The following is a 25,541-nucleotide window of genomic DNA, read 5'->3' as shown; positions in this document are numbered from 1 at the left end:
TGCGATGCGTGGCGGTCTCAGAGATTCTTTCGAGAGGAAATCAGCAGGTTGCCGAACAGCAGGCCGGCGACCAGCGCCATCACCACGTTGGTGACCGCCAGCAGGGCGGATTGGCCCACGCCCACGTCCTGCTGCTGCACCAGCGTCAGCAGGCCGCGCAGGCTGGTGCTGCCCGGCACCAGCATCAGGATGCCGGGCACGCGGATCAGGGCGCCGGGACGGTTGGCCCATCGTGCGAACGCATTGCCAGCGGCGGTCAGCGTCAGCGCCGACAGGAAGATGCCCACCGGGCTGCCCCAGGTCTGGCCGGCATAGCGCGAGATGCTGTAGCCGGCGATCGCCGCCGCCATCACCCAGAAGTAGTCGCGCTTGTGCGCCTTGAACAGCACGGCGAACGCGTAGGCGGCGAATACCATCGAGACCCACTCGACCCATTCGGGCTGCGGCCGCGAGGCGCGCACGTCCGGATACAGGCCCACCAGCTGCGCCAGCGTCACCGCGATCATGCTGCCGACCGTCAGCTTGAGCACGGTCGCCATCGCGCCGGCGAAGCGCGCCACCCCCGACACCAGGTGCTGGCTGGTCAGTTCGTTCACCGCGTTGGTCAGCGCCATGCCGGGCAGCAACACGATCAGCGAGGCGATGATCACCGTGTTGAGGTTCAGCGGCGCGATGAAGTTCGCCACCAGGATCGCGACGAAGCCGGCGACCAGCGCCGAGATCGCATCGCTGGCCTCCTTCATCTTCGGCCGCCGCGCGATCACTTCGCCCAGCACGCCGATGATCACGCCGATCAGGCCGGCCGTGGCCATGTCCAGCCACGGCAGCCGCCACAGGCCGGCCACCGCGGCGGCGGCCAGGCCCGAGGCGAAGATCTGCATGGCACGCCAGCGCCAGCTTGGCTTGCGATCAAGCGCTCGAAGCGCGGTGTGTCCCTGCGCAATGCTCATTTCCCCCGACGACACCGCGTCGGCGATGCGGTCGGCCTCGCTGAGCTTGTGCAGGTCGGTCTCGCCCGGCGCGAGCCGGATCACGCGCGTGCTGTCGCTGGCCCCGAGCGGGCGCGACGGATCGCTGAAGCTCAGGATCAGGCCGGTGGGATTCGACCACGGCTCGCAGTCCAGCCCCAGGCGCTGGGACAGGCCGACCACCGTGCCTTCCAGCCGCTGCGCGGTGGTGCCGTAGCTGTGCAGGCGGCCGGCGATCTCGCAGACGAAGGCGATGCGCTGGGCATAGGTGGCGGTGGTCAGCATGTCGTCGGCCATCGGCACAGTATCGCCCAAGCCCGCGCGCGATGGCTTCATGCGGGGCCGCTTACACTGTGCGCGGACGACGGGGGCAGGGGGCGAGGTGGGGATCGGCGAAGCCATGGCACTGGGCAGCGCGGCCGCGTGGGCGGTCGGCGTGATCCTGGCGCGCCAACTCGGCGCACACCTGCCGCCGCTGGCGCTCAACCTGCTGAAGAACGGACTGGTGCTGGCCGTGCTCGCGCCGGTGGCCGTCCTCGTGTACGCCGGTGCATGGCCCGTGTTGCCCGCGCGCGACGTGGCGATCGTGCTGGCCAGCGGCATCATCGGCATCGCCTTGGCCGACACGCTGTACTTCCGTGCGCTCAACGAGCTCGGCGCCGGGCGCATGGGCGTCATCGGCAACCTCTACAGCCCGCTGGTCCTTGTGCTGGGCTTCGTCTTCCTCGATGAGCGCCTCGGCGGTGCCCAGTGGCTGGGCTTCGCGCTGGTGGCGATGGGCGTGCTGCTGGTCAGCCGGCCACCCGGCGAATGGCGTACGCATCCGCAGCACACCGCACGCGGCGTGTTGCTCGGCCTGCTCGCCATCGCGTTGATGGCCGTGGCCATCGTGATGGTGAAGCGCACCCTGGAAACGCAGCCGCTGCTGTGGGTGACGCTGCTGCGCCTGGTCGGCGCCGTCGCCGGCCTGGTGCTGCTGGCCGCCCTGCCGGCCATGCGCAAGCGCATGCACTTCGTCCCCCGCGACGTGCCCTGGCACCGTCTGGTACTCGCCGCGCTCATCGGCCAGGGCCTGTCGATGGTGCTGTGGCTGGGCGGCTACAAGTACACCAGCGCCTCGGTGGCGGCGATCCTCAACGAGTGCGCCTCGGTATTCCTCGTGCTGCTGGCCGCGTTGTGGCTGCGTGAACCGCTGGGCCGCAGGGCCTTCACCGGCGTGCTGCTAACGTTCACCGGGATAGCCTGTATGCTCCTTGGCCGAGCGACGCCATGACCCCCACCCTTGCCCGCCCGCAGTACGAAGCAGATCCCGGCGACCCCCAGCGCGTGAAGCTGGCGGGCGACTGGACGCTCGCGAGCGCGTTGACGGTGGCCGAGCAGCTGAAGACGCTGCCGGAGACCGTCAACCGGCTCGATGCCACCGCGATCAACCGCATCGACTCGGCCGGCGTGCTGCAGCTGCTGCGCTTCGCCAAGCGCCGCGGCATGGAGCCTTCGGACATCGCATTCCGCCAGGACCACCAGGCGCTGGTCAGCACCATCGAGGACGTCGCCGACGACCGCCCGCCGCGCAAGCGCGACTACGGCTTCCTGGCCGCCCTGTCGCGGCTGGGCTTCCGCGTGCACGAGAACAAGCAGGAAATCATCGCCCTGCTCAGCTTCACCGGCGAGAACCTGGTCAAGCTGGTGCGCATGGTCAAGGAGCCGCGCCGCTTCCGCCCCACCGCCACCGTGGCGCACATGGAAGCCGTCGGCCTGGACGCCGTGCCGCTGGTGATCCTGCTGTCGTACATGGTGGGCGCGGTGATCGCCTTCCTCGGCTCCACCGTGCTGCGCGACTTCGGCGCGGAGATCTACGTGGTGGAACTGGTCAGCATCGCCTTCCTGCGCGAATTCGCGGTGTTGATGACCGCCATCGTGCTGGCCGGCCGTACCGCGTCGGCGTTCACCGCACAGATCGGCGCGATGAAGAGCCGCGAGGAGATCGACGCGATCCGCACGCTGGGGCTGGACCCGATCGACCTGCTGGTCATCCCGCGCCTGATCGCGCTGCTGGTGATGCTGCCGCTGCTGACCTTCATCTCGATGATGGCCGGCCTGGCCGGCGGCGTTACCGTGGGCGCCTTCGACCTGGGCATCCCGCCGCAGATGTACATCGCCCGCATGCACGACACCATCGAGGTGAAGCATTTCCTCGTCGGCCTGTCCAAGGCGCCGGTATTCGCGCTGGTGATCGGCCTGATCGGCTGCCTGGAGGGCCTGCGCGTGGAAGGCACCGCGCAGTCGGTCGGTGAGCGCACCACGTCCAGCGTGGTGCAGACGATCTCGCTGGTCATCATGATCGACGCGCTGGCCGCGTTGTGGTTCATGCACATGGACTGGTGAGCATGGCCGACGACACCCCCATCATCCAGGTGCGCGGCCTGGTCAACCGCTTCGGCGAACAGACCGTGCACGAAGACCTCGACCTGGACGTGCGCCGTGGCGAGATCATCGGCGTGGTCGGCGGCTCCGGTACCGGCAAATCGGTGCTGATGCGCTCGATCCTCGGCCTGCGCCAGCCGAACGAGGGCCAGATCACCGTGCTGGGCGAGGACGCCCGTTCGGAAGATCCGGCTGCGCGGCAGCACATCGAACGCAACACCGGCGTGCTGTTCCAGGACGGCGCGCTGTTCTCGTCGCTGACGGTCGGCGAGAACGTGCAGGTGCCGCTGAAGGAACATCACCCCGAGCTGCCCGACAGTTGGCGTTACGAGCTGGCGCTGCTGAAGGTGAAGCTGGCCGGCCTGCCCGCCGATGCGCTGAACAAGCTGCCATCGCAATTGTCAGGCGGCATGCGCAAGCGTGCCGGCCTGGCGCGGGCGCTGGCGCTGGACCCGCCGCTGCTGTTCCTCGACGAACCCACGGCGGGCCTCGACCCCATCGGTGCCGCCGCGTTCGACCGGCTGATCAAGACGCTGCAGGAAGCACTGGGCCTGACGGTCTTCCTGATCACCCACGACCTCGACACGCTGTATGCGATCTGCGACCGCGTCGCGGTGCTGGCCGACAAGCGGGTGATCACGGTGGCACCCATCGAGGAGGTCGAACAGTTCGATCATCCCTGGGTACAGGAATACTTCCACGGTCCGCGCGCGCGCGCCGCGCGCAGCGGACAGCAGGCCTCCCGGCCCCTCTCTTCGCAAACGGCGGTCTGATCCATGGAAACACGCGCCAATTACGTGCTCATCGGTGCCTTCACCGTCATCATCGCCGCCGCGCTGCTGCTGTTCGGCCTGTGGGCGGCGAAGTATTCGTCCGAGCGCACCTGGCAGGAATACCAGGTCGTCTTCCGCGAAGCGGTGACCGGCCTGACGGTCGGCAGCCCCGTGCAGTACAACGGCATCGCGGTCGGCTCGATCACCAAGCTGTCGCTGGCGCCGAACGATCCGCGCCAGGTGATCGCCCGCATCCGTGTGGAGTCGTACACGCCAGTGAAGACCGACACCCGCGCCAAGCTCGCCATCACCAGCCTGACCGGTCCGACCATCATCCAGCTGAGCGGCGGCACGCCGCAGGCACCGACGCTGACCAGCGTCGACCGCCGCGAGGCGCCCGTGATCCAGACCGCACCGTCGGCGCTGCAGAACATCACCGACACCGCCAACCGCATCGTCGAGCGGCTCGACCAGGTGCTCAGCGACAAGAACGTCGCCAGCATCACGGCGACGCTGCACAACCTGGAGTCGATGAGCAACTCGCTGGCCAGCCGCGAAGACGGCATCGAAGCCCTGATCGTCAGCGCGCGCGACGCCGCGCAGAACCTGGACAAGACGCTCACCACCACCAACGGCGCCATCGAGCGGCTGGACAAGAACCTGGTGCAGGAACTGCCGGGCATCCTGGACAAGCTGGAGACCACGCTGGGCAAGCTGGACTCGGCCGCCGGCAATGCCGATGCGATCCTCGGCGAGAACCGTGCCGCCATCAACAGCTTCGCCAGCGACGGTCTCGGCCAGCTGGGGCCCACCCTCACCGAACTGCGCGGGCTGGTACGCGACCTGCGTCGCGTCAGCGACCGCCTCGAAGGCAATCCCGCGCGCTACCTGCTCGGCCGCGACGCACCCAAGGAGTTCGACCCGAAATGAAGCCGCTGCGTCTTTTGTTCGCCCTCCCCTTCGCCCTGGCCCTGGCCGGCTGCTCGATCCTGGGCAGCGAGCAGCGCGATCCGGTCACGATCTTTGCGCCCGACGTCCGCGTGCAGGCGCGCCCGGAGTGGCCCGCCGCCGCCTGGACGCTCATCATCGCCAAGCCGACGGCCGCGCGCGTGATCGACAGCCCCCGCATCAGCGTGCGGCCGACGCCCGGCGAACTGCAGGTGTATCGCGGCGTCTCGTGGGCGTTGCCGGCGACGGACATGCTGCAGGACGCGGTGCAGCGCACGCTGGAGGATTCGGGGCGGATTCCCGCCGTGGCCAGCGCCGATGCCGGTATCCTCGGCGACTACAAACTGGTGATGGACCTGCGTCGCTTCGAGGCCGATTACGCCGGCAGCGCGCAGCCTTCGGCGGTGGTCGAAGTGAACGCCAAGCTCGTCAACAACCGTGGCCAGCGCGTCGTCGCGTCGCGCACGTTCCTGCAGCAGAAGCAGGCAACCAGCGTCGACGTGGCGCAGGTGGCGACCGCGTTCGAAGAGGCGCTGGAAGCGGCCACCGCCGATATCGCCGGCTGGGTGCTGGTCTCCGGCAACAGCGATCCGAACCCCGGTCGATGAGCCGGGCGGCGCGTCAGCGACCGCGCGCAGGATCGATCCAGCGGAACGTCAGGTTGATGCGTGGCGCCACCGGCTTCGCCGTGCGCGGCAAGGCATGGCGATAGTGCCGCTGGGTATCGCCGGACATCACCAGCAGGCTGCCGTGCGGTAGTTCGTATGCCGCCCGCAGCGCGGCATCCTGCTTGTGCTTCAGCACGAAACGACGCACCCCACCGAGGCTGATCGAGGCGATTACCGGCTGCGGCCCCAGTTCAGGCTCATCGTCGCTGTGCCAGCCCATCGCATCGCGACCATCGCGGTACAGATTCGCCAGCACGCTGTTGAACGGGGTGTCGAGGTCGTCCTGCAGATGCAACCGCAGGTCGGACAGGGCGTCCGTCCACGGATGCGGCGTGAAGTCCGTGCCCGAATAGCGGTACACCGCATCCGCATCGCCGATCCACGCGCTCAATCTCGGCGAATCGACCTGGCGCCCGAAGATCCGGATGCGGTGCACGCTCCACGGCAGCGTCCGGCGCAGATCGTCCAGTAGCGCATCGGCCTCGATGGGCGGCAGCCAGACGGGCCGATAGACGAGATGCGCGCCGGGCAACGCGTCCGGCCCATCCCCCGGCAGCGGCAAAGGTATGGTCATGTCCATGATGCTCGCGGATTTGCCCCGCCCCGTGCAAACCACGAAAATGGCGGAAGCCTAACGCCACGCTGGAGCCGAACCGATGTCCGATGTCGAACGCGATGTGATGGAGTACGACGTCGTCACCGTCGGCGCAGGGCCGTCGGGTCTCGCTTTCGCCATCCGGCTCAAGCAGCTGAATCCCGAGCTCTCGGTGTGCGTGATCGAGAAGTCCAGCACCATCGGCGCGCACATCCTCTCTGGCGCGGTCATCGAGCCGCAGCCGCTCGACGCGCTGCTGCCCGGCTGGCGCGACAACCCGCCGCCGATCTGCGTGCCGGCGAAGGACGACGAGTTCTGGTACTTCAGCAAGGACGGCGGCCGCAAGTTCCCGATCGTGCCGCCGGGCATGCGCAACCACGGCAACTTCATCGTCTCGCTCGGCGCCATGTGCGCCTGGCTCGCCCCGCAGGCCGAAGCGCTGGGTGTGGAGATCTATCCTGGCTTCGCCGCGTCCGAGACGCTGCACGATGACGATGGCAAGGTCGTCGGCGTGCGCATCGGCGACATGGGCGTCGCGAAGGACGGCAGCCACAAGCCCGGCTACACGCCCGGCATCGACATCCGCGCCAAGGTCACCGTGCTTGCCGAAGGCGCGCGCGGCCACCTGACCAAGCGGCTGGTGAAGCGCTTCGCGCTGGACAAGGACAGCGATCCGCAGGCGTATTCGATCGGCATCAAGGAGCTGTGGCAGGTGCCGGAAGGCCGCGTCACGCCCGGCAAGATCGTGCACACGCTCGGCTGGCCGGCCAGCAACGACATCTACGGCGGCAGCTTCCTGTACCACCTGGAGAACAACCAGATCGCGCTGGGCTACGTCAGCGGCCTGGACTACAAGGATCCGGAATACAAGCCCTGGGAAGCCTTCCAGCAATGGAAGAACCATCCGCTGATCAAACCGGTGCTGGAGGGCGGCAGCATCCTGTCCGCTGGCGCGCGCGCCATCGTCACCGGGGGCTGGCAGTCGCTGCCGAAGGTTGAGATGCCCGGCGCCCTGCTGATCGGCGACACCGCCGGCCTGCTCAACGTGCCGAAGATCAAGGGCACGCACCAGGCGATCCGCAGCGGCATGCTGGCGGCCGAACACCTGATCGCGTCGCAGCTCGCGCCGGAAGGCTTCGACGCGAAGCTGCGTGCCTCCGATGCGATGGCCGAGCTGAAGTCCGTCCGCAACATCAAACCCGGCTTCAAGAAGGGCCTGTGGTTCGGCATGGCGAATGCCGCATGGGAAACCATCACCGGAGGCCATTCGCCGTGGACGCTGAAGGTGAAGCCCGACTGGTCGTCGCTCGACAAGGTCGGCGAATACGAAGAGCCCAAGCGCGACTACGTTGACCGCACCCTGACCCCACGCGACCGCCTGCAGGGCGTCTACTTCGCCGCCACCGAACACGACGAAGACCAACCCGTGCACCTGCGCGTGCACGACACCTCCGTCTGCGTCAGCCGCTGTGCCGCCGAATACGACAACCCCTGCACCCGCTTCTGCCCGGCCGGCGTCTACGAGATCGTCGACGACGGCGAAGGCAAGCGCCTGCAGATCAACGCCGCCAACTGCGTGCACTGCAAGACCTGCGACATCAAGGACCCCTACCAGATCATCGACTGGGTGACGCCGGAAGGCGGGGCGGGGCCGAATTACCAGAACCTGTAGGAACTCCGTGTCGAACTCCCTGTCCCGACGCCTTCGCACCACGCTGTTCTACGCGCTGCGGACCGCCTTCCGCCTGACGCCCATGCCACAGCGCACGCGCGACCGGATGCGCGAACGCTTCCTGGACACCAAGGGACACTGGGTTCCTGAAGGACCGAGGGGACAGGCCCCAAGTGGCGACCTGCCACGTCGACCGTATGTGCGCTCCGATGAACGCGCCATCGGCTACGTCCCTTATGAGAAGGGTGAACTGCCTGACCCGCTGCCCGTCACGCTGGTCGCGTTTTATCTGCCGCAGTTCCACACCATCCCCGAAAACGACGAATGGTGGGGCAAGGGCTTCACCGAATGGCGCAACGTCACCCGCGCCCTGCCCCAGTTCGAAGGCCATTACCAACCAAAGTTACCCGGGGACCTCGGCTTCTATGACCTTCGCAATGTCGAGGTCATGCACGAACAGGCGCGTCTCGCACGCGAATACGGCATCAGCGCATTCTGCTTCTACTTCTACTGGTTCGGCGGCAAGACCCTGCTCGAAACCCCGCTTCGCAACTGGCTCAACGACAAGACCATCGACCTGAAGTTCTGCCTGTGCTGGGCGAACGAGAAGTGGACGCGTACCTGGGATGGACGGGGCGACGAGATCCTGATCGACCAGCAGCATTCACCGGAGGACGATATCGCGTTCATAGCGCATGTGGCGGAGTACATGCGGGACCCCCGGTATTTGCGACTGGAGGGGAAGCCGATGCTGGTCGTATACCGGCCAGGTGTCATGGCCGACATGGAATCGACGTCTGCGCGTTGGCGCGCCTGGTGCCGTGAGAACGGCATCGGCGAAATCCACGTTAGCTACGTGCAAAGCTTCGAGAAGCCACACCCGGATGAGATCGGAGCCAATTCCGCAATCCAGTTCCCGCCTAATGCTTTCACAGCCTCGCCGGTGTCAGATCGACAGCGCCTTATCAATCCACTCTACAACGGCAGTATCCTGGATTGGCGGGATATCGCTCATCAAAAGAATCCGGAAGAACGGTATTCCCTTATTCCCTGCGTCAATCCCTCTTGGGACAACGAGGCCAGACGTCCTGGCGTTGGGCGGACATTCTTGCATGCCTCGCCGCATGCCTATCACGACTGGCTGGTGTCGGCCGCCAGAACTCACTCCAGCGGCAAGGACAATCATCGACTCGTGTTCATCAATGCCTGGAACGAATGGGCGGAGGGCGCCTACTTGGAGCCGGACTCGCGATGGGGGTATGCGTACCTAAATGCGACGCGCGACGCATTAAACAAGGCCTCGGGAGAGCACGGGCACTGCATGGGAATGCGAACGGCAATTGCCGTGCATGCATGGTACATGCCTGAGTTGAGCCAACTGGCCCGCTCGGTCCGCAGCGCGGCACTGGACGCTCCGATCTACGTAACCTGCGCGATCGAGCACCACGACGAAGTTCTCCGTGCATTCGCCCGTGTCGGCCTTCACGATATCCACGTAACCACCGTTGACAATCGTGGTCGCGACGTCCTGCCTTTCCTGGCAACCGCGGCGAGGCTGATTGGACAGGGTTACGACTGGGTGCTCAAGCTCCACACCAAGCGCTCTCCTCATTTGGCTGACGGCTACCGATGGCGCGAAGAACTTACCGAAGGATTGCTGGCGAGCCCGCACGAACTGATTGCTGCGCTGGCACGCAACGTCAAGCATGGCGTCGTTGTTGCTGACGGGCACCTGCTGCCCCTACATGATTACTTGGGCGCGAACGAGGCCGCGGTTCGAAGTCTCGTTTTGAGAATGGGCGGTAATCCAGACGAAGCCCTTGCACTAGACCGATTTCCTTCAGGCTCCATGTACTGGCTGCGCCTGGAAGCGCTTCGGCCACTTCTCGACGTCGGCATTACCGAGTCGGATTTCGAAGTGGAGAGAAACCAGCTGGATGGCACTTTCGCCCACGCGATCGAGCGCATCATCGGCTGCTCAGGCCGGCTCGCCGGGTTCGAATCCACCAGCATGAGTGGCTTGCTGGAAGGGCGCTCATTGGATCAGGGCGATATCTACCCCTACGCCAGAAAACACACGTAACACTCGCGCAGAACAACGCCCGCCATTGGCGGACGTTGTTCCTTTACGCATCTGGATACTCTACGAGGCCCAGTGACGCAGGCTATCGAATCACCTGGCCTTCGAAACCGCGAACTCCCAACTTTCGTCAAACGGGACCGCGTGCAATGCGGTAGCCAGGTTGATCGCGAAAGACTGGTAATTGTCGCTCCCCCTCATGATATGCGCTTCGACCTTTCCGGAGCCGCCGGCGCGATTGATGGCATAGATGTCCAGTATCCCATCCTTGTCAAAGTCCCCGACACGGAAGTTCCAGCGATTGTCTGTTCCAGTTGAATGCATGACCGTCGCTACCTGCGTCACGAAATTCTGGAACCGGTTAGCGCCATTGAGCACGTGCAACTCCGTCTTGCCGCCTCCACCAACCTTCTTGAAAGCAAAGATATCTAACGAACCATCGCCATTGCGGTCGGCAACATCAAAATCCCACTCGTAACCTGCACCCGTGGCCTCAATCGCCGTCGTCGTCTGCAACAGGAAGCTCTGGAACAGGTTGCTGCCATTCAGCACGTGCACATCGGTGCGGCCAGATCCGCCACGTTTGTTGATGCAATAGAGGTCAAGCTTACCGTCGGCATTCTGGTCACCCAGTCGGAACACCCACGTATTGTCCGAGCCAGTGCCATGCAGCGCCGTCGCGATCTGCAGGAGGAATGTAGAATAGTTGGTCGCGCCATTCAACACGTGCACTTCGGTCTTGCCGGACGAGCCCTGTTTTGCAATGGCGTACATGTCGTCGATGCCATCGCCGTTATAGTCGCCGAAGAGCAGATCCCAGCTGTTGTTGTTACCGCCGACAGCGGCCAATGCGGTTGCCAGCTGACGGGAAAACCCCTGATAGTTGTTGTTGCCATTCATGAAGTGGACTTCAGTTTTACCTGAGCCCGTCGCAGTCTTCAGTACGGACGCAATGTCCAGAACTGCAGAGCTGAATGGCACCACCGTCGCGCGGAAGCTCGCGACAACCGGAATCGTCTGGTTAAGGCTTCGCGCATTGTCTTCGCTGTTGGCGACGCCGCATGCCAGATTACCGGCTCCGCCGCACGTGCTCTTGAGGGGTGTCGAGAAGATGCGATGGGCGACCTGACCTGTGTCGCCGTAAGCCATCACCGTATAAAAATTTCCGGCGGAGGCAGCGGTCTTGTAACCGAACGAATACGGAAAACGACCGTACTGCAGATATGTGGTTCCATCAGGCCTGGTCACAACCGCGTTGGCACGATCATGCGCTGAACCCATGAGGTGCGCCGCTTCATGCACGAGCGTTTCGTCGGCACAGTAATAAGTCTTGCCATCCGTGCCGGTGTCGTAACCGTCGCTGATCACGGCGTAACCCCAAGCGGCATCCGCCGAGGTGATGGCCGTCTGGTTGGCACCGTTCAACCACGCGATGCCGCAACCTTCGTTTTCCGGCGTATTGAACTTGCGCACCAGAACAGCGATGTCCGCACCATACTGGTCGCGCGCCGTACGCAGAGGCGCCAGACTTGCGGGAACCGTAACGGGAGAGTTGCCCGTGCTGCCGGTAAGTTCCTGCAGCGCCGTCTGGTTGGTGTTGGTGTTGGTGTAGCTGACCTGCACGGTGTTCACGATGCGCAGGTAACCGTTGATGTCGCTGTTGGCGAACGCCTGGTTGCCCACCTGCACCAGGTAGACAAGCCTCGTCGCGGCACCGGAAGCGCCACCATTGGCGGTGGCGAACTCGGGCGTGTAGCCCACGGCGACATCGATGGTGTTGGCGGCAGTCGGTGGGGCAGCCTGCGCCACCGCGGTGGCGCCCTGACTCACCTGTGCCGACTGGCTGACGGCCGCCGCCATGGACGAGCGCAGCGTGGCGGCCTCGGGAATCATGACGTCCTCGTGCCCCTTCGTCGCGGACACCACTTTGGACGGATCGGTCTGGACGGCGAACACGGTGCCGTTGCGGGTCTGCAGGCTCAGCGCCGGCTTGCCGTTCGCCTGAGGAATCGAGCCGAACACAGCCTTCTCGCCGAAGGTGATGATGGCTTCCTGCATCGGATCGCCACCGACCACGCGGCCGATCCAAGTCCAGTTGCCATCGATTTCCTCGACATGGCGCTCGTAGCGCAGTTTGACCTGGCTGCCATCGGGCGCCGGCACGGTCATTTCACCGGTCGCGATGCCCTTGAAGGCATGCGCCTCGCTCATGGCAGTCGGGAACCAGGTATAGGCGCCCTCCTGCTTGGTGGGAGTCGCTTTGTTCGGATAGGACAACAGTGCACCGCGGTCGGGTGCATTCGCGATGGAATCACCGATCGCGCGGGCCAGCGGCAGCGACGTCGGCAGATTGCCGGTCGCCTTGGTTGCGGCCACGCCGCGCATCCCTGCCATGCCCGATTCGGGGCTTTCTCCACTGCACCCGGCCAAAACCAACATCAAGGCGCAAGCGCCGACCCGGAGTTTCATACGTACGCCTCTGAGAAAAAACGGATAGAGCCCCTGAACGGACACTATAGCCCAGCCGCTGGGCCACAAATAGCCAACAGGTTCCCTTCTCCGCCTTATCGGCCGGAAAACGTACAGCTGAAAGTCAGACGTGCGGCATTGCGCGTGGCAACCGGACTTGCGTCACGGCTTGAGGCGCTCAGGCAGTCTTGAATGGGACGCCCGTCTTGCTTGTCAGCTCCGTCTCGGTCACGCCATCGGCCATTTCCACCAGGACGAGCCCTGCCGGGGTGACATCGAATACCGCCAGGTCCGTGATGATCCGGTCAACCACGCCCACCCCGGTCAACGGCAGATCGCACTGCGGCAGGATCTTGTGGCTGCCGTCCTTCGCCACGTGTTCCATCAGCACGACGATGCGCTTGACGCCGGCGACCAGATCCATCGCGCCGCCCATGCCCTTGACCATCTTGCCGGGCACCATCCAGTTGGCCAGATCGCCCTGGTCGGTTACCTGCATGGCGCCCAGTACGGCCAGGTCGATATGGCCGCCCCGGATCATCGCGAAGGAGTCGTGGCTGCCGAAGTAGCTGGCGCCCGCGCGCGCGGTGACCGTCTGCTTGCCGGCATTGATCAGGTCGGCGTCCACCTCGTTTTCCGTCGGGAACGGGCCGATACCCAATAGGCCGTTCTCGGACTGCAGCCAGACGTCGACGCCAGCTGGAATGTGGTTGGCGACCAGCGTCGGCAGGCCGATGCCCAGATTGACGTAGGCGCCATCGGTCAGTTCGCGGGCGGCGCGCTGCGCCATCTCATCGCGGGTCCAGGGCATCACTTGTCTCCTTGGCGGACGGTGCGCTGCTCGATGCGCTTCTCGGGGGTCGGGTTGTGGACGATGCGGTCCACGTAGATGCCCGGCAGGTGCACGTGATCGGGGTCGATCTCGCCGACCTCGACCACTTCCTCGACTTCCGCAATGCAGACCGTGCCCGCCATGGCACAGGCCGGGTTGAAGTTGCGCGCCGTCTTGCGGAAGACCAGGTTGCCGGCCTTGTCGGCCTTCCACGCCTTCACCAGCGACACGTCGGCCGACAGCGCCGTCTCCATGACATACCAGTGCTCGCCGAACTGGCGGGTCTCCTTGCCTTCGGCGACTACCGTGCCATAGCCCGTGCGGGTGAAGAAGGCCGGGATCCCGGCACCGCCGGCGCGCAGGCGCTCGGCCAGCGTGCCCTGCGGGTTGAATTCCAGCTCGAGTTCGCCGGACAGGAACTGGCGTTCGAACTCCTTGTTTTCGCCCACGTAGGACGAAATCATCTTCTTGATCTGCCGGGTCTCCAGCAGCAGGCCCAGGCCGAAGCCGTCGACGCCGGCGTTGTTGGAAATGGCGGTCAGGCCCTTGGCGCCGCTGTCGCGCAAGGCACCGATCAGCGCTTCCGGAATGCCGCACAGGCCGAAGCCGCCGACCGCCAGCGTCTGGCCATCCGCCACCACGCCCTGCAGCGCTGCCGCCGCGCTGGGATAGAGCTTCTGCTTGCCTCCGGAGCCGGGGTTACCCGCCATGGCGCGATCCATTCGATGAGGAAAGTCCCATTCTACCCAGCGCGCCGGAACCGACACAGGTACTTTCGGGCAATGGGAATGGCGCGCGTGCCGTGCGCGTACACTGGCGGGCATGAAGACCCTTGCCCTCGTCACGGCCGTCGCCGCGTCCGGCCACGACGATGATCTGGTGCCACTGCTCGATGCCTGTGCCGACGCCGGCCTGCACGCCCGCGCGGTGGCGTGGGACGACCCGACCGTCAGCTGGGCACGCTTCGATGCGGCGCTGCTGCGCTCGCCCTGGGACTACACCGAACGCCTGCCGGAATTCCTGGCGTGGTGCGCGCACGTCGACCGGGTCACCGACTTGCTCAACCCACTCAACGTGGTGCGCTGGAACACCGACAAGCACTACCTGGCGGATCTCGCCACCGTCGGTATCCCGGTGGTACCCACGCATTTCGTGGAACCGGACGCCGAACCGATGGAGGCCCTGGCGACCTTCCTGGCCACGTTCAATACGGCCGAATTCGTGGTCAAGCCGACGGTCAGCGCCGGTGCGCGCGACACCCAGCGGTACGGTCGCGACCAGCAGTTCGCCGCCGGCAACCATGTCGCCCGCCTGCTTGACCAGGAACGCAGTGTGATGCTTCAGCCCTATCTCGCCTCGGTCGATCGATGCGGCGAGACCGCACTGCTCTATTTCGACGGGCAGTTCAGCCACGCCATCCGCAAGTCCGCCCAGCTCGCGCCGGGCGAAGGTGCCCGGCAGGCCCCGATGGCGCTGGGCGACATCGCGGCGGGCAGCGCTACGGTCGCCGAACAGGCGCTGGCGGAGCGGGTGCTGGCCGCCACCGCGCGATTGAGGCAGTTGGAAGCTCCGTTGGCGTACGCTCGCGTCGACCTGCTGGCGGGTGCCGAGGGCGAGCCTCGCCTGCTGGAGCTCGAACTCACCGAACCCTCCCTGTTTTTCGCCCAGGCACCCGGCAGCGCCGCGCGATTTGCCGGCCTGCTGGCGGCACGCCTGGCAGACGGTACCGTACGGGCTCGCATGGACCCGGCCTGAGGGCTAAAATCGGCGTTCTGCCCTCGGTCTGCCGTCGCGACCGGGTCTCACCGCTCCTACAGGAATCCCCGCAGGATGAAGATTCTCGTCGCCTACAAGCGCGTGGTGGACTACAACGTCCGCATCCAGGTCAAGCCGGACGGGTCCGGCGTGGTCACCGACGGCGTCAAGCTGTCCCCCAACCCCTTCGACGAAATCGCACTGGAAGAAGCCCTGCGCCTGCGCGACAAGGGCATCGCGACGGAAGTGGTGGTCGCCACCATCGCGCCGGCCGACGCCCAGGCGCACCTGCGCAACGGCCTGGCCATGGGCGCCAACCGCGCCATCCACGTGATCACCGACCAGGCCATCCAGCCGCTGACCGCCGCCCGCACCCTGCTCAAGCTGGTGGAAAAGGAATCGCCCGACCTGGTGATCCTCGGCAAGCAGGCCATCGACGACGACGCCAACCAGACCGGCCAGATGCTGGCCACCCTGTGGAGCCGCCCCCAGGCCACCTTCGCGAGCAAGCTGGACATTGCCGACGGCAAGGCCACCGTGACGCGCGAAGTCGACGCCGGCCTGGAAACACTGGAAGTCGACCTGCCCGCCGTGGTCACCACCGACCTGCGCCTCAACGAGCCGCGCTTCATCAAGCTGCCCGACATCATGAAGGCCAAGAGCAAGCCGCTGGAAACGCTGCAGCTGGCCGACCTGGGCGTCGACGCCGCCGATACGCACACCACCACCCACTACGCCCCGCCCGCCAAGCGCAGCAAGGGCGTCATGGTGAAGGACGCGGCCGAACTGGTCGCCGCACTCAAGCAGAAGGGGTTGCTGTAATGGCCAAGGTTCTCGTCATCGCCGAACACCTGGACGGCAAGCTCAACGCATCCACCGCCAAGACCGTCAGCGCCGCCGCCGCCGTCAACGTGGACGCCATCGACGTGGTCGTGCTGGCCGCCGACCCGTCGGCGGTCGCCGCCGAAGCCGCGCAGATCGCCGGCGTTACGAAGGTGCTGACCGTCGCCAACGCCGCCAACGCGAACGCCATCGCCCAGGTACTCGCCCCGCAGATCGCCAAGCTGGCTTCGGGCTACACGCACGTGTTCGCGCCGTCGACCACCTTCGGCAAGGATCTGCTGCCGTGCGTCGCCGCGCTGCTCGGCGTCAACCAGGTCTCCGACCTGATGGCCGTGGAAGGCCCGCACACCTTCAAGCGCCCGATCTACGCCGGCAACGCGATCATCACCGTCGACGTTCCCGCCGACCAGACGGTGGTTGCCACCGTGCGTACGGCCTCCTGGCCGGAAGCCGCCAAGGGCGGCAGTGCAGCGGTTGAAGCCGCGAGCGTGGACGCCACACTCCCGACCCACACCCGCTACGTCGGCCTCGCCGCCGGCAAGTCCGACCGCCCGGACCTGCAGAGCGCGAAGCGCGTCGTCTCCGGCGGCCGCGGTGTCGGCTCGGCCGAGAACTTCAAGGTCATCTACGCCCTGGCCGACAAACTCGGCGCCGCCGTCGGCGCCTCGCGCGCGGCAGTCGACGCCGGCTACGTGCCGAACGAACTGCAGGTCGGCCAGACCGGCAAGATCATCGCCCCCGAGCTGTACGTGGCCGTCGGCATCTCCGGCGCCATCCAGCATCTGACCGGCATCAAGGACGCCGGCACCATCGTGGCGATCAACAAGGACGGCGAAGCGCCGATCTTCGAGATCGCGGATATCGGACTGGTGGGAGATCTGTTTGCGCTGTTGCCGGAGTTGGAAGCCCAACTGGCCGGGGCTTGAGCAGCTCAAACCTGCTGCAGGACCACGCGGCCGGCAGTAGTGGCTGTTTTCCGCCGGGGAAGGGGGGCCTCGGCGCCGAACGCTCGGATTGCGCCGAGACATGACCTGTCCGACCGTAACATTCCGAGATGTCCTTGGCTTCCAGCGTTGCCGGGGGATTCTCCATGAAATTTCAAGTTCAGACAGGGGTAGTTCAAGTGAGTCAGTCGAGTAACAAGCGGATGCGCCGTCTCTGCATCTTTTCCTTCTACGATCCGGAAGGCCAAGTGGACGATTACGTCGTCTACTTCCTGAAGGAACTAGGCAAGCACGTAGACGAGATCCTGCTTTATTCCAATGGCCCGCTGCTCCCGCACTCGGAAGAAGCGCTGCGTTCCGTGGTGGCGGAAATCATCATTCGGCCGAACTTCGGATTCGACGTACTGGCTTACAAGGAAGGACTGGAGAAAATCGACTTCGACGCCGAGCGACAGTTCGACGAAGTGTTGATGGTGAACCACACCTGCTACGGCCCCATCTATCCATTTGAAGAGCTGTTCTCCGAAATGGACAGCCGTTCCTGCGATTTCTGGGGTGTTACCGCGCACATGGAGATGGTGCCCAATCCGTTCACCGGTACCGGCCGCCTTCCCTACCACATCAACACCAACTTCCTCGCGGTCCGTGCCGACCTGTTGCGCTCGCCGCCGTTCAGGAAATACTGGTCGTCCGTCCAGGGGGCTTCCAACTACGAAGAGGCGATCCAAGGACACGAAACCCTCTTCACCCAGCACTTCACTGATCTTGGCTACGTCAGCGACACCTATCTGGATTGCCGCAAGTACGGCACCCACTATCCGGCGATCCTGGACATCGACGAGACGCTCGTTGATCGCAATCCGCTTCTCAAGCGGCGCGCATTCTTCCATGACCCACGGTTCTTGGAGCACTACGCGGCAGACCTTCCGCGTGCGCTCGAAGTGTTGGCCCGCACATCCACTTACGATCAGGAGCTGATCTGGCGCAACGTGATCCGCTCCGCCGAATTGCGCAACCTGAACACCAATGCTGCGCTGACCAGCATCTTTCCCGACGTACGGCTCAAGCAGGACGGCACGAAGCCGGACTACGGCCGCATCGCCGTGTGCGCGCATGTCTATTACACCGACATGCTGGAGGAGCTTCTGCAGCTTGCCGACACGATTCCGACCGAGTACGACTTCATCGCCACGACGGAGACCGCCGAGAAGAAGGCGTTCATCGAGCAGGCGGTGGCGGGCCGGAAGAACGTCGGCAACGTCATCGTGCGAGTGGTCGAGCGGAATCGTGGGCGCGACATGTCCTCGCTGTTCATCACGTGCCGGGATCTGTTCCTCGACGATCGCTACGCGCTGGTGTGCCGTCTGCACACCAAGAAGTCTCCGCAGGTGGCGGCGGGTCGCGCGAACATGTTCAAGCGCCACATGTTCGAGAACCTGCTCAACAGTCCTGGCTACACGACCAATGTCCTCGACATGTTCCATGACAAGCCATGGGTCGGCGTAGCGGTGCCGCCTCTGGTGCACATCGGCTACCCGACGATGGGCCACGTCTGGTTTTCGAACCTGGAAAAGGCGGAGATCTTCAAGCAAGGCCTAGACCTGAAGGTCAATTTCGATCCTGAGACACCCGTGGGCGCGTTTGGCACCATGTTCTGGTTCCGTCCCAAGGCACTGAGGAAACTGTTCGATCACCAGTGGCAGTGGGAGGACTTCAACCCCGAGCCGCACCATGTGGATGGTGGCCTGGCACACGTGCTGGAACGCCTCATCTGCTACGTGGCACAGGACGCGGGGTACACGACCCAGCAGATCATCAATGCTCAACTCGCCGGCTGGAACTTTTCCATGCTGGAGTACAAGTTGCAGAAGTTCTCCGCAGCGTTGCCGAATGCCGATTTCACCGGCCAGTTCAATTTCCTCGACCACTGGAAGCGCACGGGCTATCGGATCGACGCGCCCCACCCCGCCCCACCCGAACCAGTCGTGATCGAGATGGGCATCCTGCCGCATGCGTCCCCGCCGGCGCCGCCGACCATCAGACAGGCGCTCGGCGTACTGATGCTGTCTGCCAAGCGGTCGATCGCTTACCGCTTCCCGGGCCTGGTTCGCGCACTTCGCAGCCCATCCGCATCGCCCCGACAGGAAGACCAGACGCCCTGATCGTCCCGGTTCACGAATCTGCATTCCATGGAATCCATGCGCCGCCTCTGCCTTTTTTCCTTCTACGACCCCAACGGCGTCGTCGACGATTACGTCGTGCATTTCCTGGGTGAACTGACCCGTTTCGTAGACACGACCGTAGTCTATGTCAATGGCGACCTGCGGCCGGATGCCCGCCTCCGCCTGGCCGGCGTGGCATCCGAAATCATCGTGCGGCCCAACACAGGTTTCGACGTACTGGCTTACAAAGAAGGCCTTGTCCGCAGCAGGTTCGGCCGTGACTACGACGAAGTACTGCTGGTCAACCACACTTGTTACGGACCGATCTATCCCTTTGCGGAGCTTTTCGGCGAGATGGAACGTCGCGAATGCGACTTCTGGGGGGTGACCGCGCACAAGGAAGTGACGCCGAATCCGTTCACGGGAAAGGGCACGCTTCCCTATCACCTGAACGCGAACTTCATTGCCGTTCGTTCCCGCATGCTCCGCTCTCCCGCCTTTCGCCAGTACTGGAAAGCGATCGAAGGCAAGGCTACCTACCAGGATGCCGTACTGGAGCACGAAGCCGTCTTCACCGAGCATTTCCGCAAGGCGGGTTTCACCTGCGAGAGCTATCTGGACTGCAACACGTATGGGACGGACTACCCGGCGCTGCTCGATGCGGATGCAACCCTGGAAGATCGCAACCCGTTGCTGAAACGCAGGCTCTTTTTCCAGGAGCCCTCGCATCTCGAGCAATACTCTGTCGATCTGCCGCGCGCACTCGAGATCGTTCGCCGCACGTCCGGTTACGACACCGGCATGATCTGGCGCAACGCTGTCCGTTCGGCGGAACTGCGGACCATCACCACGAATGCGGGCCTGACCAGCGTCTTCCCGGACGTGCGCATCGATGCCGCGGGACCCGTCGACCGGTGGGGACGGGTTGCCATCTGCGCCCATGTCTACTATCCGGACATGGCGGAAGAACTGCTCGCGCTGGGCGACAACATACCCTGCCCCTATGATTTCATCGCCACGACCGACAGTATCGAGAAGAAGATCGCCATTGAGGAGGCGGCCGCGCGCCATCCCAATGTGCGCAAGATCATCGTCCTGGTCATGGAGCAAAACCGCGGCCGCGACATGGCTGGCCTGTTCATCACCTGCCGCGACCTGTTCCTCGGCGACAACTACGACCTGGTGTGCCGATTGCACACCAAGAAGACGCCGCACCTGCACACCGGACGCGGCAACGTGTTCAAGCGGCACATGTTCGACAACCTGCTGAACAGCCCGGGCCATGTCGCGAACGTGCTCGACATGTTCCGCGACCATCCGTGGGTCGGCGTGGCGGTGCCCTCGATCATCCAGATGTCGTTCGGCACACTGGGGCACGCTTGGGGCATCAATCGCACGCGTACGGCCGAGGTCGCAAAGCGTGTCGGTATCGATGTCACTTTCGATCCCTACACGCCCGTAGGGGCATTCGGCAGCATGTTCTGGTTCCGACCCAAGGCGCTGCGCAAGCTGTTCGCGCATGAATGGCAATGGACCGACTTCGAACCCGAACCCTACCCGCTCGACGGCACCCTCGGCCACGCACTCGAGCGGCTGATCACCTACGCCGCACAGGATGCGCAGTACACGACCCAGCAGATCCTTTGCCGGCACTTGGCCGAGTGGAATTTCGCGATGCTGGAGTACAAGCTGCAGAAGCTCACGTCCGCACTGCCGAATGCCGACTTCTCCGCGCAGGCCGACTTCCTGTATGCGTGGAAGAACGCCCAGTACAGAAGCGAGGCGATGCCCGTCATCTCGCGGCCCGCACCACCCTTGTCGAGGGCGTGGCGCGAGCTGCGGGCCGCTTGCCGCCGTTCGCTGGCCCACCGCTCGCACTCACTTGCGCGGCGATTCCGGGCAAACTAGCGCCTGTCGTCCGTCCCACGACCACCCCCGCATTCATGGAGAGAAAAGTGTCCACATGCCTCATCACCGGCGGTGCCGGCTTCATCGGCTGCGCCATCTCGCAGGCCCTGGTCAAGCAGTACGACCGCGTCGTCGTGCTGGACAATCTGCACCCGCAGGTCCATCCGGCTCAGACCCGGCCCGATGCGCTCGATCCGGCGGTCGAGCTGGTCGTGGGCGATGTGGCCGATCCCGTGGTGTGGGACGCCCTCTTGCTGGATGTGAAGCCCGATCTGGTGATCCACCTCGCGGCGGAAACGGGAACCGGCCAGTCGCTGACCGAAGGAACCCGGCACGCCAACGTCAACGTCGTGGGCACGACCCAGATGCTGGATGCCTTCGTACGCCATCATCGACTCCCTTCGCGTGTGGTCCTTACCTCGAGCCGGGCAGTGTACGGCGAGGGCGCATGGGTATCGGCCGAGGGCACAGTGAGCTATCCGGGCCAGCGCTCCAAGACGCAGTTGGAAGCCGGCGTCTGGGACTTTCCCGGCCTGCGCTGCCTTCCGTTCGAAGCCACCACTACCGAGCCGCGACCCACCAGCATCTATGGTGCGACCAAGCTCACGCAGGAAATGATCCTGAATGCCTGGGCGGCATCCTTCGGGGTCGAGGTGGGCCTGCTTCGGCTGCAGAATGTCTACGGCCCCGGCCAGTCGCTCAGCAATCCCTACACGGGCATCGTTTCGTTGTTCTCCCGCATGGCCAAGGCTGGGAAGGTCATTCCCCTTTACGAAGATGGACAGATCATCCGTGACTTCGTGTTCATCGATGACGTCGCCCGAGCCGTGCTCGCCGTCGCCACCCAACCCATTACTTCCGGACAGGCTTACGACATCGGCTCCGGGCGTGCCACCAGCATCCGTGAGCTGGCGGAGCTCATCGCAGGCATCTATGGAGCCCCCGAACCGGTCGTCAACGGCGCCTTCCGCAACGGTGACGTCCGTGCCGCCTCATGCGACATCCGTCGAACGACAGAAGCGTTGGGCTGGCAGCCCGAGTGGCCTGTCGAGAACGGAGTCTCGGCGCTTTGCGCATGGATCGACGGACAACCGTTGCCTCCCCTCTGACAACCGGGCCATGTCGGAGAACCGAATCAGGGCCCGCCAGGCCCGGAGTAGCACGCAACACGCTTGGCATTGAACAACGCACGTATCCACCTATCAACCGTACTCCTAAAGGAACACCCATGAAGCTCAGCAGCCTCCTTTCCAGCCACAAGATCACGGCCTTGGCCGTCGCGCTGGCCCTGTCGACCGCCGCCTGCACGCAGAAGCCGGCCGAGACCACGGAGCCGGTCGCTCCGGCCGCCGAACCGGCCGCCGCACCGGCCGAAACCGCGCCGGCATCCACGGCGCCTGAAGCCCTCGCTGCGTTCGCGCCCTTCACCGGCTCGCTGCCGGCCGACATCACCAACAAGGAATGCGCGCTGGACACGGTCAATGGCCAGGCCCCGGCGGCAACCACCAGCTTTGATGCGGGTGCGTCTGCTGCGCTGGGTGGCTGGGCCGGTAACGGCGCGGGCCAGGTTGCCAGCAACTTCCACCTGGTGCTGAAGGGCGCCACGCAGTCCTTCTCGACCGCGATCCAGCCGTCCGTGGCCCGCCCGGACGTCGCGACATCGCTCAACGCTCCCGGCCTGGAAAACTCCGGTTACACGCTCAACATGTCCTTGGCCGGTGTTCCCGCCGGCGACTACGCGATGTACCTGGCAGACCCCAGCAACACCCAGGCGACCTGCGACCTGCGGTACGCCTTCACCCTGAAGTGATCGATACAACAAGGGGCGGAAACGCCAGCAACAAAAAAGCACCGCGTAAGCGGTGCTTTTTTTTGGCCTGCGGCATCCAGATCAGTCCGGCGGGAATGCACCCGGTACGCCGTCGACCGTGGGATGCTGCCGGTACAGCCAGCGGGCGCCACCTTCCTTGCGGGTCTGCCACCCATTCCGTTCGCAATCATGCGTGCTGTAATAATGGAACACGATGCTTTTGCGGGTGCGGCTGGGATCGTTGATAGGCGAACCGCCATGAAACAGGTACGCGCTCCAGATGAACACGTCACCCTTCTTCGCGGCGAATGTCACCGGACTCAGTTGGCGCGAAGACGTCTGCTCCGCCATGTAGGCATTCCACTGGTCCATCTCGTTGTCCACCACATGGGTGGAGCCGCTGGAGAACACATACGGCGGAATGGCGTTGCTGCCGGGCCAGTAGCGCAGGGGACCCGCGTCCGCATGGCAGTCCTCAAGCGCGACCCATATCGCGATGAGATGGCCGCGCGTCTGCGGCGTCATGTAGAGCGCATCCACATGATCGGGCTGGCCGCTGCCACGTTCGAAGCTGAGCGAATTGCACAATACCGGCGTATCGCCGAGCAGTTCCTTCAAGATCGGACTCAGCCGTTCATTGAGGCCGACATTCCTCACCACGGGGATTTCCAGATACAGGTCGTTGACCTTGTACCAGTTGTTGCTCTGGTCCTTGTCGACCTGTGAGAGGTAACTGCGCTGGCCGGTCCGGTTGTCGTCGACCACCACGCGGGGATGCGATTCGAACCACGCAGCATCCTGCGCCTTGACTACCTCATCGATCTCCGCATGACTGTAAAACGCGGGGAGTACGTAGAAACCGTCCTTTTTCCATTTTTCGATATCAACGCTCATCACACTCCTCCTAACTGAACTTCGATTCTTTGACAAAGCATCTTCAAGGAAGGCCGGGCTTCCTTCGAGTATCAACGCGTCACCGGGGCACTCACGACAGCAAAGCTCCCTTCATCGGCCAATATCAGACCATCGAGCATCCCAGCCGAACATTTGTCTTGGAAAGCAATGTTAGCAAGGAAGCCTGACTCCATATTCTTGATCTTCAAGGAGTCGGCGACATCTGGACGTCGCTGCCCGAGGGGCGCAACACCCAGATATTTCCCACAATAAAAGACAAGCATTCTCACGCTGCGCGCGTCAGGGGAGACGTCCGCGGCCCAACCATGGACCCTAATTCGGCCCGGCTCTCCATAAGCGTTGTCTTGGCTGAATGCACTGTCGAAATGTCCCCTCAAGGCCGAGTCCATTTTCAAGTTGGCTGACGCCGCTGACCGTGCAAGATCAAACGGCTGTCCTGCCGATACTCCCTTGCTGGCTTCAATGCTTCTTCCAACCGCCGCCGCCGACTGGGCGATCTCGGCCGTCCTCTTTCGCTCCAACGCCGTATACATGCATATCGCAGCGATCAACGCCACCGCGGAAGCAAAAACACTTGTTCTACGCCCGCTCCAGACACCGTGTGAACCCTCGCTCCTCACTAGGAGCGCCTGGTTTAGCCAACGCTGGATCGGTAGTTCGATATGACGATAACTGAAGAATCCGAATACGAACGCCGGAACGAGCCAGAGACAAACCAGGAGGAGCGGAGGAACGCCGGCAACCCAACCCCTTCCTGACAGTAAAGTCAATATGCTGTAGAAAATGAACTGATGCCATATGTAAAGCGAGTACGAGGCGTCGCCAAGCTTCACCCAACCACCCGAGAACACCCAGACCTTTCTTTGCTCCAAAGCGACGACCGCGTAGATGATGAAAGCGCTTGGCAGTCCGTTGTAAAAAGTCCTGTACCAAGGATTTAGCGTGGACCATCCCAAGTCGCGCATGATCTCGAGCCCCGCCAAGAACGACACGACACCGACAAATGCGGCCGTCATCGCAAAAGCGGTGACACCGAGCCGTATTAGCCAAGCTACCGCCATCCCCATGATGAACTCGAGAATCAATGGAGAAAATGGTAATAGACCAATCCAGCCGCGCTGACCGACAAAATAGTCGTAGGCTATGATTCCCGTCACGCCAACAGCCCAGGCCCCGAGAATCTTTCCCACGTGCCGTGGCGAAATCACTAGCGCCAGGACAACAACGGCATAGAAATAGACCTCGAACGCCAGAGACCATGCCGCCATGATGTAGCTGTTGACATGGGTGAGCAGAAGGAACTGCTGGGCCAGCGGCTTAATGTCAGTGACAGGCGGCGCAAAATTGACCCACGGAGTCAGCAGGAAAGCGCATGCGAACACCAGCCAATAGATGGGGTAGATGCGCACGACACGCTTGACGCCGAAGTTCCACGCGCAACGCAACCTGGAGGCATCTTCCTCGCCACTCTTCATCGCCACCGTTGTAATGATGAAGCCAGAGATAACGAAGAAGATATCAACGCCACTGGATGCAATGACGCCGAAGAAGGAAAAATACTGGTCCAGTCCGATGCCGTGCATCAGAAGCAGCCCATGCCCGACAAACACCACGAGCGAGGCTATGCCTCTCATCGCCTGGATATTATTGATCATTCCTGCCGGCGGCGATTTGTTTTCTTGAGAGACCACGTTGTTATATCCCCGATTCTAGCTGCACTACTATCGATCAGTTATCGCCCCCCCGGACATCCGAAGACGCACTCTTGGTTCCAA

21 protein-coding genes are annotated in these 25,541 nt (G+C 63.9%); 14 read left to right on the top strand and 7 right to left on the bottom strand.

Features of this window, described 5'->3' with window-relative positions; all coding sequences use genetic code 11:
- Positions 1-17 precede the first annotated feature (17 nt).
- Positions 18-1,265, bottom strand: a complete 1,248-nt coding sequence (locus tag ACGHX3_RS03650; protein ID WP_313929331.1) for a threonine/serine exporter family protein — start codon at positions 1,263-1,265, stop codon at positions 18-20.
- Positions 1,266-1,368: 103 nt separating this feature from the next.
- Here ACGHX3_RS03650 and ACGHX3_RS03645 point away from each other — a divergent pair, with 103 nt between their 5' ends.
- From ACGHX3_RS03645 to ACGHX3_RS03625, 5 genes are read left to right on the top strand one after another with little or no spacing between them, the layout of a single operon-like run.
- Positions 1,369-2,241 carry a DMT family transporter gene (locus tag ACGHX3_RS03645; RefSeq protein WP_394696434.1) on the top strand — a complete coding sequence of 291 codons (873 nt, stop codon included), beginning with the start codon at positions 1,369-1,371 and terminating at the stop codon, positions 2,239-2,241.
- A complete protein-coding gene (locus ACGHX3_RS03640; protein WP_162336956.1) occupies positions 2,238-3,353 on the top strand; it encodes an ABC transporter permease in 1,116 nt (371 codons plus the stop codon). Before ACGHX3_RS03645 ends, ACGHX3_RS03640 begins: the two co-directional genes overlap by 4 nt.
- Before the next feature lie 2 nt (positions 3,354-3,355).
- Positions 3,356-4,165: an ABC transporter ATP-binding protein gene (locus ACGHX3_RS03635; RefSeq protein ID WP_213601057.1), complete on the top strand. Its 810-nt coding sequence runs from the start codon at positions 3,356-3,358 to the stop codon at positions 4,163-4,165.
- A 3-nt stretch (positions 4,166-4,168) separates the two neighbouring features.
- Entirely contained in the window at positions 4,169-5,095 is a 927-nt protein-coding gene (locus ACGHX3_RS03630; protein ID WP_213601059.1) for an MlaD family protein, read from the top strand.
- Positions 5,092-5,721 carry an ABC-type transport auxiliary lipoprotein family protein gene (locus ACGHX3_RS03625; protein WP_213601061.1) on the top strand — a complete coding sequence of 210 codons (630 nt, stop codon included), beginning with the start codon at positions 5,092-5,094 and terminating at the stop codon, positions 5,719-5,721. Before ACGHX3_RS03630 ends, ACGHX3_RS03625 begins: the two co-directional genes overlap by 4 nt.
- A gap of 13 nt (positions 5,722-5,734) precedes the next feature.
- On the opposite strand, the gene ACGHX3_RS03620 is transcribed toward ACGHX3_RS03625, so the two are convergent.
- Positions 5,735-6,355 carry an alpha-ketoglutarate-dependent dioxygenase AlkB family protein gene (locus ACGHX3_RS03620; RefSeq protein WP_394696433.1) on the bottom strand — a complete coding sequence of 207 codons (621 nt, stop codon included), beginning with the start codon at positions 6,353-6,355 and terminating at the stop codon, positions 5,735-5,737.
- Between the two features lie 82 nt (positions 6,356-6,437).
- Between ACGHX3_RS03620 and ACGHX3_RS03615 the strand changes: the two genes are divergently transcribed.
- Positions 6,438-8,048 carry an electron transfer flavoprotein-ubiquinone oxidoreductase gene (locus ACGHX3_RS03615; protein ID WP_394696432.1) on the top strand — a complete coding sequence of 537 codons (1,611 nt, stop codon included), beginning with the start codon at positions 6,438-6,440 and terminating at the stop codon, positions 8,046-8,048.
- Between the two features lie 7 nt (positions 8,049-8,055).
- Entirely contained in the window at positions 8,056-10,131 is a 2,076-nt protein-coding gene (locus ACGHX3_RS03610) for a glycoside hydrolase family 99-like domain-containing protein (RefSeq protein ID WP_394696431.1), read from the top strand.
- Between the two features lie 90 nt (positions 10,132-10,221).
- On the opposite strand, the gene ACGHX3_RS03605 is transcribed toward ACGHX3_RS03610, so the two are convergent.
- The 3 genes from ACGHX3_RS03605 to ACGHX3_RS03595 all read right to left on the bottom strand — a co-directional run bounded on the left by ACGHX3_RS03605 (position 10,222) and on the right by ACGHX3_RS03595 (position 14,139).
- On the bottom strand, positions 10,222-12,597 hold the full coding sequence (locus ACGHX3_RS03605) for a reprolysin-like metallopeptidase (RefSeq protein WP_394696430.1): 2,376 nt from the start codon (positions 12,595-12,597) through the stop codon (positions 10,222-10,224).
- A gap of 178 nt (positions 12,598-12,775) precedes the next feature.
- On the bottom strand, positions 12,776-13,408 hold the full coding sequence (locus ACGHX3_RS03600) for a CoA transferase subunit B (RefSeq protein WP_394696429.1): 633 nt from the start codon (positions 13,406-13,408) through the stop codon (positions 12,776-12,778).
- Positions 13,408-14,139: a CoA transferase subunit A gene (locus ACGHX3_RS03595; RefSeq protein WP_394696428.1), complete on the bottom strand. Its 732-nt coding sequence runs from the start codon at positions 14,137-14,139 to the stop codon at positions 13,408-13,410. The genes ACGHX3_RS03600 and ACGHX3_RS03595 overlap by 1 nt, the downstream gene beginning before the upstream one ends.
- A gap of 112 nt (positions 14,140-14,251) precedes the next feature.
- On the opposite strand from ACGHX3_RS03595, the gene ACGHX3_RS03590 reads away from it, so the two are divergent.
- From ACGHX3_RS03590 to ACGHX3_RS03560, 7 genes are all read left to right on the top strand, one after another.
- Complete coding sequence (locus ACGHX3_RS03590; protein WP_394696427.1) at positions 14,252-15,184, top strand: RimK family alpha-L-glutamate ligase; 933 nt, start codon at positions 14,252-14,254, stop codon at positions 15,182-15,184.
- Positions 15,185-15,259: 75 nt separating this feature from the next.
- A complete protein-coding gene (locus tag ACGHX3_RS03585; RefSeq protein WP_394696426.1) occupies positions 15,260-16,006 on the top strand; it encodes an electron transfer flavoprotein subunit beta/FixA family protein in 747 nt (248 codons plus the stop codon).
- Positions 16,006-16,953 carry an electron transfer flavoprotein subunit alpha/FixB family protein gene (locus tag ACGHX3_RS03580; protein ID WP_394696425.1) on the top strand — a complete coding sequence of 316 codons (948 nt, stop codon included), beginning with the start codon at positions 16,006-16,008 and terminating at the stop codon, positions 16,951-16,953. Before ACGHX3_RS03585 ends, ACGHX3_RS03580 begins: the two co-directional genes overlap by 1 nt.
- Positions 16,954-17,117: 164 nt before the next feature.
- Positions 17,118-19,133: a rhamnan synthesis F family protein gene (locus tag ACGHX3_RS03575; RefSeq protein ID WP_394696424.1), complete on the top strand. Its 2,016-nt coding sequence runs from the start codon at positions 17,118-17,120 to the stop codon at positions 19,131-19,133.
- A 27-nt stretch (positions 19,134-19,160) separates the two neighbouring features.
- Positions 19,161-21,041: a rhamnan synthesis F family protein gene (locus tag ACGHX3_RS03570; protein WP_394696423.1), complete on the top strand. Its 1,881-nt coding sequence runs from the start codon at positions 19,161-19,163 to the stop codon at positions 21,039-21,041.
- Positions 21,042-21,088: 47 nt separating this feature from the next.
- Positions 21,089-22,150, top strand: coding sequence for an NAD-dependent epimerase/dehydratase family protein (locus ACGHX3_RS03565; protein ID WP_394696422.1), 1,062 nt, complete (start codon positions 21,089-21,091; stop codon positions 22,148-22,150).
- Positions 22,151-22,269: 119 nt separating this feature from the next.
- Complete coding sequence (locus tag ACGHX3_RS03560) at positions 22,270-22,851, top strand: hypothetical protein (protein ID WP_394696421.1); 582 nt, start codon at positions 22,270-22,272, stop codon at positions 22,849-22,851.
- 81 nt (positions 22,852-22,932) lie between these two features.
- Here the strand turns inward: ACGHX3_RS03560 and ACGHX3_RS03555 are convergent, their stop codons facing one another.
- Positions 22,933-23,745, bottom strand: coding sequence for a phytanoyl-CoA dioxygenase family protein (locus tag ACGHX3_RS03555; RefSeq protein ID WP_394696420.1), 813 nt, complete (start codon positions 23,743-23,745; stop codon positions 22,933-22,935).
- Between the two features lie 71 nt (positions 23,746-23,816).
- Positions 23,817-25,457 (bottom strand): acyltransferase family protein, encoded by a 1,641-nt coding sequence (locus ACGHX3_RS03550; RefSeq protein WP_394696419.1) that lies wholly within the window; start codon positions 25,455-25,457, stop codon positions 23,817-23,819.
- Between the last annotated feature and the right edge of the window lie 84 nt (positions 25,458-25,541).

The sequence above is a fragment of the Pseudoxanthomonas japonensis genome, from assembly GCF_043632995.1.
In the GTDB taxonomy this organism is placed as follows: Bacteria; Pseudomonadota; Gammaproteobacteria; order Xanthomonadales; family Xanthomonadaceae; genus Pseudoxanthomonas_A; species Pseudoxanthomonas_A japonensis.
This window is presented reverse-complemented; position numbering and strand designations above follow the sequence as displayed.